The sequence below is a fragment of the Chryseobacterium formosense genome (assembly GCF_900116415.1).
Lineage (GTDB): Bacteria > Bacteroidota > Bacteroidia > Flavobacteriales > Weeksellaceae > Chryseobacterium > Chryseobacterium formosense.
In genome coordinates this window covers 1,304,816-1,319,397 of sequence record NZ_FPAP01000001.1, presented here as the reverse complement: position 1 = coordinate 1,319,397, position 14,582 = coordinate 1,304,816, and the positions used below count along the sequence as shown (strand labels likewise).

16 protein-coding genes and 2 pseudogenes are annotated in these 14,582 nt (G+C 36.4%); 11 read left to right on the top strand and 7 right to left on the bottom strand.

What is annotated here, in order from left to right; all coding sequences use genetic code 11:
• The 5 genes from BM371_RS06145 to BM371_RS06125 form a co-directional block, all read left to right on the top strand.
• Positions 1-525 (top strand): ferritin-like domain-containing protein (locus tag BM371_RS06145; RefSeq protein WP_143106484.1); only part of this gene is annotated, 525 nt, incomplete at its 5' end.
• 70 nt (positions 526-595) lie between these two features.
• Positions 596-1,393: an SDR family NAD(P)-dependent oxidoreductase gene (locus BM371_RS06140; RefSeq protein ID WP_074958581.1), complete on the top strand. Its 798-nt coding sequence runs from the start codon at positions 596-598 to the stop codon at positions 1,391-1,393.
• A gap of 30 nt (positions 1,394-1,423) precedes the next feature.
• On the top strand, positions 1,424-2,968 hold the full coding sequence (locus BM371_RS06135; protein WP_074958578.1) for an FAD-dependent oxidoreductase: 1,545 nt from the start codon (positions 1,424-1,426) through the stop codon (positions 2,966-2,968).
• Positions 2,946-3,617, top strand: coding sequence for a DUF6766 family protein (locus BM371_RS06130; protein WP_074958611.1), 672 nt, complete (start codon positions 2,946-2,948; stop codon positions 3,615-3,617). Before BM371_RS06135 ends, BM371_RS06130 begins: the two co-directional genes overlap by 23 nt.
• A 23-nt stretch (positions 3,618-3,640) precedes the next feature.
• Positions 3,641-4,243, top strand: a complete 603-nt coding sequence (locus BM371_RS06125) for a hypothetical protein (protein WP_074958575.1) — start codon at positions 3,641-3,643, stop codon at positions 4,241-4,243.
• A gap of 19 nt (positions 4,244-4,262) precedes the next feature.
• On the opposite strand, the gene ccoG is transcribed toward BM371_RS06125, so the two are convergent.
• From ccoG to BM371_RS06105, 5 genes are all read right to left on the bottom strand, one after another.
• Entirely contained in the window at positions 4,263-5,717 is a 1,455-nt protein-coding gene (gene ccoG / locus BM371_RS06120; protein ID WP_074958571.1) for a cytochrome c oxidase accessory protein CcoG, read from the bottom strand.
• 35 nt (positions 5,718-5,752) lie between these two features.
• Positions 5,753-5,905, bottom strand: coding sequence for a hypothetical protein (locus BM371_RS20505; protein WP_177225342.1), 153 nt, complete (start codon positions 5,903-5,905; stop codon positions 5,753-5,755).
• 14 nt (positions 5,906-5,919) lie between these two features.
• On the bottom strand, positions 5,920-6,198 hold the full coding sequence (locus tag BM371_RS20360) for a hypothetical protein (RefSeq protein WP_143106483.1): 279 nt from the start codon (positions 6,196-6,198) through the stop codon (positions 5,920-5,922).
• 496 nt (positions 6,199-6,694) lie between these two features.
• The gene (locus BM371_RS06110) at positions 6,695-6,949 is read right to left on the bottom strand and encodes a hypothetical protein (RefSeq protein WP_074958565.1); all 255 of its coding nucleotides are present in this window, start codon (positions 6,947-6,949) and stop codon (positions 6,695-6,697) included.
• 98 nt (positions 6,950-7,047) lie between these two features.
• Positions 7,048-7,962: an NAD(P)/FAD-dependent oxidoreductase gene (locus tag BM371_RS06105; protein WP_074958562.1), complete on the bottom strand. Its 915-nt coding sequence runs from the start codon at positions 7,960-7,962 to the stop codon at positions 7,048-7,050.
• A 528-nt stretch (positions 7,963-8,490) separates the two neighbouring features.
• Between BM371_RS06105 and BM371_RS06100 the strand changes: the two are divergent.
• From BM371_RS06100 to BM371_RS20965, 6 genes and pseudogenes are all read left to right on the top strand, one after another.
• Positions 8,491-9,444: pseudogene (locus BM371_RS06100) on the top strand (manganese catalase family protein).
• Between the two features lie 676 nt (positions 9,445-10,120).
• Positions 10,121-10,387 (top strand): low affinity iron permease family protein, encoded by a 267-nt coding sequence (locus BM371_RS20975; RefSeq protein ID WP_034672427.1) that lies wholly within the window; start codon positions 10,121-10,123, stop codon positions 10,385-10,387.
• Between the two features lie 126 nt (positions 10,388-10,513).
• Positions 10,514-11,083: a CinA family protein gene (locus BM371_RS06090; protein WP_051882487.1), complete on the top strand. Its 570-nt coding sequence runs from the start codon at positions 10,514-10,516 to the stop codon at positions 11,081-11,083.
• A 912-nt stretch (positions 11,084-11,995) separates the two neighbouring features.
• The gene (locus BM371_RS20500; protein WP_165571757.1) at positions 11,996-12,151 is read left to right on the top strand and encodes a hypothetical protein; all 156 of its coding nucleotides are present in this window, start codon (positions 11,996-11,998) and stop codon (positions 12,149-12,151) included.
• A gap of 30 nt (positions 12,152-12,181) precedes the next feature.
• Positions 12,182-12,289, top strand: a pseudogene (locus tag BM371_RS20970) (hypothetical protein); the annotation flags it as partial.
• 42 nt (positions 12,290-12,331) lie between these two features.
• Complete coding sequence (locus BM371_RS20965) at positions 12,332-12,589, top strand: Crp/Fnr family transcriptional regulator (RefSeq protein WP_034672426.1); 258 nt, start codon at positions 12,332-12,334, stop codon at positions 12,587-12,589.
• Positions 12,590-12,737: 148 nt separating this feature from the next.
• On the opposite strand, the gene BM371_RS06080 is transcribed toward BM371_RS20965, so the two are convergent.
• Positions 12,738-13,697, bottom strand: a complete 960-nt coding sequence (locus BM371_RS06080) for an NAD-dependent epimerase/dehydratase family protein (protein ID WP_051882485.1) — start codon at positions 13,695-13,697, stop codon at positions 12,738-12,740.
• Positions 13,698-13,753: 56 nt separating this feature from the next.
• Entirely contained in the window at positions 13,754-14,521 is a 768-nt protein-coding gene (locus BM371_RS06075) for a succinate dehydrogenase/fumarate reductase iron-sulfur subunit (RefSeq protein WP_034672424.1), read from the bottom strand.
• Positions 14,522-14,582: the final 61 nt, after the last annotated feature.

Genomic DNA, 14,582 nt, shown 5'->3' with positions numbered 1-14,582 from the left:
AATGCAACCGTAGAAAAAAGCGAAATGAAAAACGCGCCGTTGCACAAATTTTTTGTGGATGCTTTAAAAGATATTTATTACGCTGAAGATGCCATTGTAAAAGCTCTCGAAAACATGCAGGAAGCGGCCACGACCGAAGAACTTAAAGATGCCTTCGAAGATCATCAGCTGCAGACTAAAAAACACATCAGCAGACTCGAAAAAGTATTCAAGTCGATCGGTGAAACGCCGGAAAAGAAAAAATGTGATGCCATTGAAGGAATTATCAAAGAAGGTCAGGAAGTCATCAAATCTACAGAAGAAGGTACTATGACTCGTGACGCCGCCCTGATTATTGCTGCCCAAAAAGTAGAGCATTACGAGATCGCAACATACGGTGGTCTTGTACAGTTAGCCATTACAATGGGGCACGATAAAGCTGCAGACCTTCTGGAGAGAACACTCGAGGAAGAAGAAGATACAGATTACAATCTTACTGAAATCGCCGAAACGTACATCAATTTCGAAGCAGAGCAGGAAGATTAATTTTCATACAGCCATACGGCAGACTTTGTCGTGTGGCTTTTTATGTTTTTAAAATTTAAAACAGATACCTATGGATCATAATAACAAATACGCACTGATTACCGGTGCAAGCAGCGGCATAGGTTACGAACTGGCGAAACGTTTAGCTAAAGAAGGTTACAACCTTGTCATTGTCGGGCGTAATCATGATGCACTTAGAGATCGTGCAAATGAATTTAAACATTTTGGAATTAATGTCATTACGTTGGCAAAAAACTTATTCAATACTGAAGATGCTTATTCATTATATGCCGATTTGAAACAAAGCAATATCAGTCCTGAAATTCTCGTTAACGACGCAGGACAGGGTTTATATGGGAAATTTCAGGATACCGAAATTCACCGTGAAATCGATATTGTGAATTTAAATATCGCTTCAGTTTTGATTTTAACCAAATTATTTCTGAAAGATCGCCTTCCTCAAAACTCGGGAAAGATCTTGAATCTCGCATCCATTGCGAGCAAAGCACCCGGCCCGTGGCATTCTGTATATCATGGGACAAAAGCTTTTATTCTTTCATGGTCTGAAGCAATCCGTGAAGAGCTGAAAGATACAGGAATTACGGTAACCGCACTGCTTCCGGGGCCTACAGATACCGATTTTTTCAACAAAGCCGACATGAACCGCAGCAAAATAATGGAAGACAAAGAAAACTTTTCTACACCGGAAGAAGTTGCTGAAGATGGGTTTAAAGCTTTAATGAATGGGGATGATAAAATTATTTCCGGATTGAGAAATAAACTTACCGTTGCTATGACGAACCTTGCATCAGACAGTATGGCTGCATACCGAATGAGCGAAATGCAGAAGCCTTCTGATGAAGATTAAATTTAGTTTAAAAATTAAAAAAATAGAAAGATGTTTAGAGACGGAGCAAGAAAAAGTATCTGGCAGGAAGAAATTAAAAGATTTTCTTCAGATGATCAGATTATAAATGATAAAATATTCGATGTTATTATTGTAGGTGGCGGAATTACCGGACTTTCCACAGCATTGCAATTGCAAAAGCGAGGTCAAAAGTGTCTGTTGATAGAAGCTTCCAACATAGGTTTCGGAACAACGGGCGGAACAACCGCTCACCTCAATACGTTTTTCGATACTACTTTCGATGAAGCGATCAGTGATTTCGGTGAAGAGAACGCAAAACTTTTAGCTGAGGTCGGAAAAGAAGCCATACAAATTATTCAGAATAATATTTCTGAGCATAATATCGACTGCGATTTTGAGAAAAAAACATGCTATATTTTTGCTTTGGACGAAAAACAGAATAAAAAGCTGGAAAAAATGATCGAAGGTTCAGAAAAGGTGGGTATAGAAATGAAATTCTGCAACGGAGTTTCGTTTCCGGTTTCATTTGTAAGTGTTGCTTCGGTTCCGGATCAGGCACAGTTCCATCCGATAAAATATATCAAAAATCTTGCGGAAGTTTTCATTGCTTTAGGCGGAATAATTTTGGAAGATTGTACCGCTTTAAGCCATTCTGAAGAAAATGACCAAGTATCGGTAGAAACTTCAAAAGGTTTGTTTAAAGCTAAAAATTTAGTGTACGCAACCCACATTCCGCCCGGTGTGAATGTTCTTCATATGATGGCGGCACCTTACCGAAGTTATGCCATCGCTTTCGAAATTGAGGAAAACAAATATTCTGAAGACTTGATGTATGATCTTTATGATCCTTACCGATATTACAGAACACAGCTTATTGACGGCAAAAAACTACTGATTGCCGGTGGTGAAGATCACAAAACCGGCCATGAAAAAGATACCGGAAAATGTTTTTCGAACCTTGAAAATTATATAAGAGAATATTTTAATGTGGGTGCATCAGCTTATAGCTGGTCTAGCCAATATTACGAACCGGTCGACGGAATGCCATACATCGGAAAACTTCCTGGAAGCAAAGGAAATATTTACGCTGCAACAGGTTTTCGTGGCAACGGAATGATTTTCGGAACCATCAGTTCTCAGGTAATCTCAGATTTAATTATAGAACATACAAGCAAATACGAAAAGCTTTTCGATCCCGGAAGAATCAAACCTGTGGCAGGGTTTGCTAGTTTCATAAAAGAAAATTCAAGCTCTGCAGCAGACTTTGTGAAAGATAAATTATTTAAAGAAAAAATAAACAGTCTAGCAGAACTGAATGACGGTGAAGCAAAAGTAGTGAAATACGAAGGCGAATCATATGCAATTTATAAAGAAACCGAGGGTAAAACGCATATTCTGAAAAGTACCTGTCCGCATACGTATTGCGATGTACATTGGAATAGTGCAGAAAAAAGCTGGGATTGCCCATGTCACGGTTCAAGGTTTGCGGTAAACGGAAGATTGCTTACCGCGCCGTCTACTGAAGGTTTACAGAGAATACGATTTAATGAAAATGGAGAAGAAGAAAATATTTAAAACAGGTTTTTTCCATAACAACAGTTTAGGAATTATCTTATTCGGTTTGATGGTTTTATGCCTGATTGGTCAGTTTTTTACTGGTTTTAAAACAGAAAATAAAGAACTGACGGAATTGGGGCAACCTTCTTTGAGCTTTAGTGATTACTTTAAAAGCGGACATTTTATACAGGCAACATTCGAAAACTGGGAAAGTGAATTTCTTCAGATGATGCTGTATGTACTTCTTACAATTTCATTAAGGCAGAAAGGTTCCAGTGAATCAAAATCACTAACAGAACCTGAAGAGGTTGATAAAGAACCCAAACCTCATCCCAATGCTCCATGGCCTGTAAAAAAGGGAGGGATTTATCTTAAAATTTATAAACATTCCTTATCTTCAGCATTTGCAATTTTGTTTCTCACGAGCTTTGTGCTACATTTCTATGGAAGCTTTAAAGATGAAAATACAGAAAAAATAATGAAAGGTGAATCTCCGCTACGGTGGTACGATTATCTTTCGGAATCCCGATTCTGGTTTGAGTCTTTACAAAACTGGCAGAGCGAATTTCTGGCAGTTTTCTCGTTGGTGGTTTTGTCGATCTGGCTGAGAGAAAAAGGTTCACCAGAATCTAAACCTGTTGATATGCCGAATGATGAAACTCCTTAATTTTTAACATTTATATTGATGACATGAAACCTAAAAATATTCCCGGAGTTCCCCAGCATTTTAAAGGAAGCTTTCACGATACGGAAAGTACGGTTGAAATAGAAAAAAATGAAGAAATAGAAGCGAAATACAATGTATTGAAACAACGGCTTTTTGCAATTAACAACTGGAGAAGATATTGCCCGGAAAGCACAACCGATTTTAAACTTTATGATGCTTCAGGAGAAATGGTTGAGCGATTACCAAAAACAGGAGATTATATCAGAATTGATATTCCTGGTCCCGGAGGAAGCGAAGGAAGATCTTTCGACTGGGTTCAGATCATCATGATCGATGCCGATTTTTCTGATCGGTTAATGATCCAGTGCAGACCATCCACTGATCCGAAAAAAAAGAATACTAGGAAAATTGCTCACTTTTATTCAAATGCCGCAACATCAACATTTATTGTTTCAAAACAAAATAATATTTTAAAAGCTGGAATTTACGGAAGAAATGAATACCCCAACCTGAAATCAGGTTTTTTCAACAGCCTCCGAAATTTGCTGATTGCAATCGGGGGAATGGTCGGATTTTCAAAAATCCAATGGAAATGTCTCGTAAATGGACTGGTGAAATTTGAGTAATTAATAATTAAGTTTGATCTTAAAACTGTAAGTTAAACGGTCCTTCAAAGTATGTATCATAAGAATCTACAAGATTTCCTTTCAGATCATAAACTCCGATTGTGATATTTTGTTTAGAAAGATTCATTTCTTTTTCCGGGAAAGTAATGCTGATCGTTCCTTTTGCGATCTTATCTTTTTCTACCGTAATTTTGCTTGAACCGCTGTAAATAATTTCACCATGAGCAGGCTCAATCACTTTTATGGTAAGTGTTTTTTTATCGTTTGACTTATTCAGAAAAGTATAGCTATAGGTATTTGTGATAAGCCCGTCCCGTACGAAAAATGTACTTCCGGCCGGTTTGATGAATTTGGCTTCCAGGTCACCACGATTGTAGATTAGAAAGCCTAAAAACATTTGCAGTGCAACCAACAAAATCATGAAAGCTTTCATTCTTCCGGTAAATTGGGTTGGTTTTTCAGTTTCAATTTCTTTTTCAGAAGCGTATCGTATCAAACCTTTCGGTAGACCTACCTTCACCATCACCTCATCACAGGCATCAATACATGCTGTACAATTTACACATTCAAGCTGTTGACCGTCTCTGATGTCAATTCCGGTCGGGCAAACCACCACACATTGAAAGCAATCTATACAATCGCCTTTTCCTACCGCTCTACGGTCTTCACCTTTTCTCCATTTTGCTCTGTTTTCGCCACGCTTGTAATCATAAAAAACATTGATGGTTTCTTTATCAATTAAAACTCCCTGCAATCTTCCATAAGGACAAACCAAAGTACATACCTGCTCTCTGAACCATGCAAAAACAAAGTAAAAAGCAGCTGTAAAAAGCATGATTACAATAAAATTCGTTGGATGTGCAAACGGGCCTTCAGCAACAGTTTTGAAAACTTCTTCGTAACCAACGATTACCATCATCATAAAGTGCGTGAAAACTAATGACAGTAAAAAGAAGATCGTCCATTTTAATGATTTTTTCCAGATTTTTTCGGCATTCCATTCTTGTCGGTCGAGTTTCATCTGTTTATTTCGGTCACCTTCTATAGCAAATTCTATCTTTCTGAAAACACTTTCAAGGAAAATGGTTTGCGGACAGATCCAGCCACAAAAAATTCTGCCGAAAGCAATCGTAAATATGATGATGCACACCAATCCTACAATAGCTCCTAAGGTCAGCAAAAAGAAATCCTGAGGATAAAAAGGCTGTCCGGCTATGAAAAACTCTCTGTCAATCACATTCAGCAACAGAAAAGGATTGCCATTAATCTTAATAAAAGGAACAATAAGATAAATAGCTAAAAGAATATAAGCAACAATCGTCCTGTAATTGGTGTATTTTCCTTTTGGTTTTTTAGGGAAAACCCATTTTCTTTTTCCCGACTGTTCCATCGTACCGATTGAGTCGCGGTATGTTTCGGGATCCAAAACCTGCCCCTGCCCGCCACGGATTTCTGTATTTTCTGCTAAAGACATAGTAAAAATATGTTGAATGTTTTGTGAATTGTTATCTAGCTATAATTTACAATTTTAAGACCAATAGTGTTTTTTTTCAGATTCAATGAGAGTTCGTGCTCTTCTTTTGCCAATCTGCCATCGGCAACTGGTAAATAAGCACTTTCAAGAAATTTCTTCGTGTAATCTTTATCGCAGGGAATGTCCACTGGGATGCATGATGTCAGTTTGGAAATCGCTGCACTGATCTTTTTCTGATTTTTCCGTGTCCCAATATGGTAAATCCAGCAGGACCAGTATTTACTGGAATATTCCTTTTTCTTGCAGCATCAATGATCATGGAAGTTGTTGGACCTTCGTTATACTTCAGATGAACTGTATTAACCTTTTGCAGAGCCTCAAAAAATGTGATAGTAATCTTATCCTCGCAAAGCGCCTGAATAATTTCCTGCACCAATCTTAAAGATTCCATACCGACTTCTTCGAGCTTATACTCAAACACTCCGTAAAATATGCCAGGCGCCGGCTCAGTTATATGATGATAAACGGATGATCCTTGTAAAATTGCAGCAAGGTTCACGGTATAATCCAACAAGCAGAGTCCGAATTCATTACAGTAGGGCTCAATCCGATAATTGGAAAGAAAGTAATCCATGATCGCCTGTCGCTTTTTATTGTCTACTTGCGTCAATGCAGAAGGCTCGTATTTAATAATAAGAAGACGATGGTGAACGCATGACCACATGTTTGGGCCACGCATTATTCTGATTTCATTTTTGACCATATCAATAATTGTTATGAGAATAAATATTTTCTTAAAAGTTGATAACAATACTGATGAACTGTTTTACACTGTAAACAGGATTATTATTCGAAATAAGAATATATATATTGTACTGGATCAAGGTTTTTTAATAAAGGCTCTCTGAAGGGTAAAGAACTAACCTCTTTTAAGCCATTCTTTGCAGAACTCATGTACTCCTTTAAGAGATTCCATTCTATCTTTTGGTTGCTTGCGAATTGCTTTCGGTTCTTTGCGCCGAATCTGCAGACGGGATGTTCTGAATTGCAGCGTTCTGAGATTGCTTATTCAAACTATCTGTTGATATTGACGAAGAGTTATTAGTGGGAATGCTTTTGTTGTCAGAGGCAGATACCGAATCACTATTATTTGAAGCGTTAGTGGATTTGTCTTTTTTGCAGCTGCTCACTGTGAAAGTGACAACAATTATTGATGTTATAATAAATTTCATAAATATTTCTTTTGGTGTATGCAAAGTTATTGTTGTTAACACAATTAGATTATGACTTAGAGCATACTTAGAATGCATTATTGTATTATTTAAATGGATTATATGCTATAAAAATTTTCGTCTGTCAATTCTGTATTTACCTTTGCGGCTGCAAGATTGCCGGTAAAAATAGCTTGGGAAATTGTACGCATCGCTGTGCAATTGTCGCCACAGGCGTATATGCCCGGAACAGTAGTTTGTTGCGAATGATCAACCTTAATGAGTCCATTATTGGTAAGCTCGATTGCTAAGAAATTTGTCAATACAGAATGTTGAGCACAAGCGGGAGAATTGTAAAGGACGTCAATTTTTATTTGATGACCATCCGTAAAATTGACAGCCTCTATTTGCCCTTTATTGTGCACCAATTTTTCAACAGATGTCTCGATAATCGGCACATTATTCTTTTTTAACAGGTTTAGCTGTTTTTGATCTAATTCTGCTGGGCCGTCTGTCAGAATTATAACTTCATTGGTTAAATTCTTAACAATCGCTGTCATATTTATGGCAGCTTCTCCGTTAGCTAAGATTGCAGTCCGCTTACCGCGATATTCGTAACCATGGCAGTAAGGGCAATGAATCGCGGAAATTCCCCAACAGGAATGAAAGCCGTCAATACTCGGTAAATGATCCTTTATACCGGTGGCGTATATTAACTTACTTGCTCTAAATATTTCTTTAGCCATTGTAGTAACCTTAAAGCCATCTTCTCGTTTTTCTATAGAGACCGCAAGGTCATATATTAGTTTAACGTTGGAATATTTAGATAATTTTGTTCTTGCCGTCTCTATTATTGCCAGCGGGCTCTCGCCATCGTTTGTAAGAAAATTTTGTGACGATCTCGCATTTCGGTTACAGGGTTGTGCATAGTCAATAATTAAGACTTTTCTTAACATACGGCCAAGCGTCAGTGCTGCGGAAAGACCTGAAAAGCTTCCTCCGATGATAATAACTTCATGATCTTTGTTTTTCATATGTATAGATTTATGGTGTAGATTTGAAACTCAATATTATATGGCATAAGAAATTGCATCTGGTACTATTTGGGCTAGGATTACTTAAATTGATTTAAGAGCATTCAATTTTTAGTAATTGTGAAGCAACTATTGGCTGTGTATTATCATTTCGTAAGGAATACGTATATTCATAGATATCAAGGTTATATAGGTCAGTAAAGTTTTTTCTAAATGTACAATCGAATAACTTGTCAGGTTATGATTTACAGCATATAGATGAAATTTTCTGTACTTTTTACAGCAATTGGATTGTCGTGATATTTAAGGCGACAACAAAGTGCAGCTGAATTTTACTTAGGAGCAGGTTCTGATGTTCCTTAATATTACAATCTTGTTTTAAAAGCAGAACAGCACTGTCCGCTTTATGAAATGTTCTCTTTATGATTTAGATCTTAACGTGTTAATTTATAATGCGTTGTATTTTTGAAGTGACTATGATTTGCATAATCTTAGCTGATGTAAATGATAACTAAAAAATAATATTTTATATTTTACCATTCACAAAATTTAATCAACCCCATTGTACCCGATAAACCGGATCCATCGGCGGCCAATGCCCTACAGGAAGGTTTAGGCGGACAGTTCGGTGAAATGCGCACAATATTGCAGTACTTGTTTCAAAGTTTTAACTTCCGTGGAAAGGCAACACCGTATATGGATTTAATTCAAGGCGCTGGTATTGAGGAAATTTCTCACCTAGAACTTATTACCAAAACCATTTCGCAATTATTAGACGGTTCTCCGAGATATTAAGGAGGCAAATATGAAACTCCCAGCAAAGGAGGAAGCGCTGATCTTGATATGGCGAAGGAACAGCAAAATCCGCATCATTATATTGTAGGTCCTCAAGCAGCTCTGCCTGTTGATGCTGCCGGAAATCCTTGGAGCGGTAGTTATGTGCACAATCATGGAAATCTTGTTCTTGATCTGATGGATAATCTAGTATTAGAAGCTACCGGAAGAATTCACAAATGCAGGATTTATCAGATGATCACAAACAAAACCTTACGTGCAACTGTGGCTTTTCTTATTGTTCGTGATGAAGCTCACCAAGCAGCTTTCGCAAAAGCTTTAGAAACACTGGGCGTCGACTGGGCCAAAGCATTACCAGTATCGAAATTTGATTCTTCACAATTTCCCGAAGTAAAAAGGCTTATGGATCTGGGTCTACATCGAGAGCAGTATACTTTTCGAATGGACGGATCATTAATGGAACAAATTTTTAGCGGCCCATCTCCATTTAACGATGGTACGCAACTTACCACGCTTAAAAAACCTCGAGAATCTTTTCCAATACCGCAGGCACCTGAGCGTCCTGAGAAATTTGCACCTGGTTTGGATGAAGAGTTGCAGGCATTAGCAGATGCTTTCACGGAATTTAAGGAGTCAGGAGGAAAAATCGACCAGAACATTGGTTTTAACAGGAGCAAAGATGAATAGTAGTTGCCTCAATAATGTTTAGCCGCTATTAGATAAAACACTTGAAACGCCCATATTTTTTAGGGGTATTTTATATGAATTATTTTGAGGAGTAACGTAAGTTTCATAGTAATAATTGAAGAGATAATTTGCAACGGTTGATTTGTATCATATGGAGATTGCATTTAACTTCAATGGCTCAAACCATTTACTTAGTAGTTTCTTATAATAATGTTTTAACTTTATTTTTAATGTCTTGATAACTTGTAGCGGGGAGCAGGTTTGGTAAAACTTCAATGAACGTACTTTACTGCTGATTGATTTGACTAATTTATTATGCAGCTTATCACATCGATGCGGTTAGGAATTTTCTAGCTTCTGTACTGCTTTTAGAAGACTTCGAATTTGTCAATGTTTATATAGTAATTTTTTTAAATGCATTTTATTAATTGAATTATCCGAATTCGGTGATCATTAAATATCCATTTTAAATTACATAAGTTTAAGATGGCAACCTGAAATTGACAGCCTTTACAATGCTATCCGTTGCGTTCAACATGCTGAAATGGCAAAGTGCTTTCGAAAGAATATACCTGGTAAATTTCAACTCTGTCTATGATTGAAATCACACCCTATTTTTGTGGTTTATTGTAACTTAGGTCCAGATCACAGCCAGTCTTTATTACTTCTTAAGAATATGAAAAAAAATTTTAAAAGGTTGACAGACCTTACTACATGTTTCGTCAAATATTTAACTGCATTTATTGGGACCAGCTTTTTGATAAATATTATGGCTCTTGTATTTCATGGCGCAGCAACCTTGAAGATTTTTATTAACATCTGTACGACGATTGTGACTTTTCTCATGATTTTTCGTATTCAGAAGGTTCAAAATAGGATTCTAATGAAGACGTACAGCTTGATGACCTCATCTCTTCAGATGAGAAAACAGGTAATTGGTTAATATGGAAGTTTTTTAGCGAAGCGTAATCCGATCAGTTGCATAGAACATTCACGGATTTAGAAGTTGTCTGAAAAAAAGCTTGCTTAACACTAGAAATAAGAAACAACAATTAAATTATGCATGATAATGAATGAAAGTTCAAACAATACTGTTTATCCCGATGCACCGGCTTCGAAGACACTATCTCAGTTTATTGTCGAACGGGACGATCTATTTACGTACATAGGAATGCATCTTTTGTGTGCTGGTGAATCCATTTCTACTGCAGAAAGTGTGACTTCCGGCTTTATTCAGTTTTCCTTTTCTCAAATAAAAGATGCCTCGCAATTCTATAGAGGAGGAATGACTGTCTACACTTTGGAAGAAAAGGTTAGCCTTCTGAAAGTAGATCAGGACGAAGCCTATTACTGCGATTGTGTTTCAAGCAATATTGCTGAGACGATGGCTTTAAACGTAGCGAAAATATATAAAACCGATTGGTCCATTGCGATTACTGGATATGCTACCCCGGTCGAAAAATCAGGCGGTAAACTATTTGCCTATTTTTCAATCGCATATCATGGGAAAATACTGATTAGTGAAAAACTTGATCTGCTTTGCGGGACCGAATCTGTGAATGCACAGCTATATTATACCGATTCGATTTTAAAGTGTTTAAGATTGGAACTTGGTAAACAAAAACTACCTGATCACTGAGTCGACGAAAAAATCGTATTGAGAAATTACAGAAGCCTAAAGCAACTGCAACAACAAAATTTACATTTCCACATAGAAATGGAGGATATCTGACCTTATCTGAAATTCTCACTGCATCAGCAGAAATGATCATTAATGTAAATGGCGAAAATTAAGGGGATTTTTAGAATCCATAAAGACTTAGAAGGGGAGTGGACAGAGGATTTCGATTATCAATTGGTAAATATGATTAGTTGATAGGAGCTGATGTCTACGAAATAATGCGAAATATTAGATTAATTGCACGTCTGTAAAGTCTTTCCCAGCATTGTTGCTACGGACTAAAATCAAAGCATTTGAAATAATTATTTATCATTATGATCTGAGTCATGAGCACGACAAAATTTAAAACATAGCTTTGAGAACATTAAATAATAAAACTGAATTTGAGCAGATTGTTCTATCTTAAACAACAGTTATCCTATTGTTCGAAAGACTTAGAAGTCCACAGTCAATTTATCTCTTAGCAGAAGCGGCTGCAAAGAAATTTTATACGGAAAAATTTAACAATTGTAGACTGAATAACGCTACATCTAAACCAAATTACAAACATGCAAACAATTATTGGAAAGAATAGCAAATACCTACTTTTAAAGAAAGTATACGAACTTGCGTATACCTAGATGCTAGAAACAATCAAGGTTATAAAAAAAGACGTATAGAGGAAATTCTAAATTTCAAAGAGGAAAGAAAGTTGTTACATCTGAAAACTACGACTATAATAGATACTACAAGAATATAGCGTACTATGATCAATTATCTTCCTAGAGTTATGATGCGGTGTTTTTACACTTTGAAATTCGGGCCAAAAGTAACTTAAATGAATTAACAATAAGTAAGATTATTATTCACTATTAATGCCAAAAATAGTATATGGTTATTGATGTTAAACTCCTTTTATCGTATGAAAGTGAAGAGCTAACAATAGCAGCAGATGAAATAGTTTTTCATGAAGGTTCACAATCTGATCATTACTACCAAATCAAAAGTGGCAGTGTTAAATTGGTAAACTCTTTTTCTGGTGCATAATTTACCCATGCATATGCATATAAAGGGGACAGTCTAGGCGAGGAATTTCTTCTATCCAACCACCCTTTTTCTTACACCGCTATCGCAAGAAAAAATACTGTTGTTTTTCGTTTGTCCAGAAATAAGTTCTTGCAGATAATCCATAAATACCCCGATGCACAGTTTAATCTATTGCAAATAATGGCTGCGCGGATGCGCTATAAGAATATTATGATGTATGCAATAGCATCATTGGCACCTAGTCAAAAGATACTTGCCTTTTTAAAACTTTACAAGGAATTTAAATATTACCCCGGTTCACTTCCGTACGAAATTCCTTTTACTCGTCAGGAAATTGCTAATATGATAGGTATAAGTGTCGAAACAGTTATCCGAAACATAAAGGAATTGGAGAAAAATGGTGAGTTAAAAATCATCAAACGAAAAATTTTTATATAGACAGTAATTTATAAGATTGATTTTGTCTAATTGTTGGAATTGCTGAAATTTTTTTATCGTAAGATTGGAGTGCTAGAGTAGGTAATATTTTTATAATTTTAGAAGATTATCGATTTTCCATGTGTGATAAATATTATGAATGGTATCGCTAATCTATCTTATTGATTTCATTCAAGTAGTTTCCGATATGAAAATCAATACTTTCCTCCATCGGAATAAAATCATATTGTAATTCATTCATCAGTTTTTTATTGGAATGCTTTGGAAAAGAAGTCAGAAACTCTATATTGGGTTTCGTCAACATTCTGAGTTCTGGAAATAGTCTGCCTAAAAATATTCTAGAAAAACGACCAATCAACAATATGTTTTTTGAAAGGATAAAGGGATCTAGTTTATTAATATTTTTATTTATAAATTGATGTAATTCTACATATTTTTTGTTTTCAGATACCAAAATGAAGCGTTCTCCAAATTTATTTTTCTCCATCAAAGCAATCGCTATCTTAGCAACATCTCTAACATCAACACAACCAGTTCCGCCGGAATAGGTGTACTTGCTATTAATCAATTGTGTTAAAAGCTGACCGCTACTGTCATCCCAATTTCCACTTCCTATAATCATTCCCGGGTAGATCATTATGGTTCTAAGTCCAGTTTTGACTGCTTTTAAAACCATCAGCTCTGCCTTATACTTTGCAGCAGCATAGAGCGTTGCCTTTTTTAAATTGATATATTCTGAATTTTCACTGATGATTTGATCCTTCTTAGTAGTGAAAATAGCGGCAGAACTTACATATAGAAATTTCGTAATGTTTGCTTGTATGGCTGCTTTCAGTATGTTTTTTGTTCCTTCAATATTAATCTTACTGATTTCATCCTCATCCTTCGGGTCATAACTTACTTTTGCCGCACAGTGGTATATTTCTTCGATTCCGATGAGCTTTTTTTCAATACTTCTAAAATCATTTAATTCTAAATCAATCCAATGAATTTTGCCGAAAAGCATTTCGCCATCTCTGGTATAATATATAAAGGATTTTTTAACGTCTTCGGTGTCACTTGAAGATCGCTTTGCAGCATAAACCGTTTTTCCTTTTCGTAAGCTCAAGAACAATAACTCGTCCTAAAATTCCTGTAGCTCCTGTAACCAAAATCATCGGCTGATTATTTTGTAGTTATCCAGGCATTCATGTATTCCCGGTTCATTCTTGCAATGTTATCAAGTGATATATTTTTTGGGCATTCTACTTCACAGGCACCGATAACAGAGCAATTTCCAAATCCTTCGTCATCCATTGCTTTTACCATATTGAGCACTCTTCTTTTAGCTTCAACTTTTCCTTGTGGGAGCAATGCAAAATGTGAAACTTTAGCACCTACAAAAAGCATCGCAGCACCATTAGGGCAACAGGCAACACAGGCTCCGCAGCTTATACATGCAGCGGCGTCCATTGCCTTATCTGCATCTTCTTTGGGAACAGCAATCGCATTGGCATCTAAAGTATTTCCCGAAGTATTAATAGAAATAAATCCGCCTGCAGCCATAATTCTGTCAAATGAACTGCGGTCGGTGATCAAATCTTTAATCACGGGGAAAGCAACACTTCGCCAAGGCTCAATGACAATAGTTTGCCCATCAGTAAACATTCTCATATGGAGCTGACAGGTCGTAATTCCGGTATCTGGACCGTGAGCGCGACCATTAATGTAGAGAGAACACATTCCGCAGATTCCTTCCCGACAATCGTGGTCGAAGGCTATTGGTTCATTTTCTTGGGCGATAAGCTGCTCATTGAGTATATCAAGCATTTCAAGAAATGATGAATCTGTGGAAATATCAGATACTTTGTAGATTTCAAATTTCCCTTTTGTTTTTGAGTTTTTCTGTCTCCAGATTTTTAAAGTGAGATTTAAATTTTTTCGTGCATTCATATCGTATAATTTGGTGATGTTTAAAGATAAACTAAAATTTATAGTAATTTTTATGACTAAT

Bases quoted from the DNA above. Each gene is read 5' to 3' on its own strand.
- BM371_RS06125 (WP_074958575.1), top strand. From the start codon at position 3,641: ATGAAACCTAAAAATATTCCCGGAGTTCCCCAGCATTTTAAAGGAAGC.
- BM371_RS06075 (WP_034672424.1), bottom strand. From the start codon at position 14,521: ATGAATGCACGAAAAAATTTAAATCTCACTTTAAAAATCTGGAGACAG.
- BM371_RS06110 (WP_074958565.1), bottom strand. From the start codon at position 6,949: ATGAAATTTATTATAACATCAATAATTGTTGTCACTTTCACAGTGAGC.
- BM371_RS06130 (WP_074958611.1), top strand. From the start codon at position 2,946: ATGGAGAAGAAGAAAATATTTAAAACAGGTTTTTTCCATAACAACAGT.
- ccoG (WP_074958571.1), bottom strand. From the start codon at position 5,717: ATGTCTTTAGCAGAAAATACAGAAATCCGTGGCGGGCAGGGGCAGGTT.
- BM371_RS06090 (WP_051882487.1), top strand. From the start codon at position 10,514: ATGAATGAAAGTTCAAACAATACTGTTTATCCCGATGCACCGGCTTCG.
- BM371_RS20975 (WP_034672427.1), top strand. From the start codon at position 10,121: ATGAAAAAAAATTTTAAAAGGTTGACAGACCTTACTACATGTTTCGTC.
- BM371_RS20965 (WP_034672426.1), top strand. From the start codon at position 12,332: ATGGCTGCGCGGATGCGCTATAAGAATATTATGATGTATGCAATAGCA.
- BM371_RS20500 (WP_165571757.1), top strand. From the start codon at position 11,996: ATGGTTATTGATGTTAAACTCCTTTTATCGTATGAAAGTGAAGAGCTA.
- BM371_RS06105 (WP_074958562.1), bottom strand. From the start codon at position 7,962: ATGAAAAACAAAGATCATGAAGTTATTATCATCGGAGGAAGCTTTTCA.
- BM371_RS06140 (WP_074958581.1), top strand. From the start codon at position 596: ATGGATCATAATAACAAATACGCACTGATTACCGGTGCAAGCAGCGGC.
- BM371_RS06135 (WP_074958578.1), top strand. From the start codon at position 1,424: ATGTTTAGAGACGGAGCAAGAAAAAGTATCTGGCAGGAAGAAATTAAA.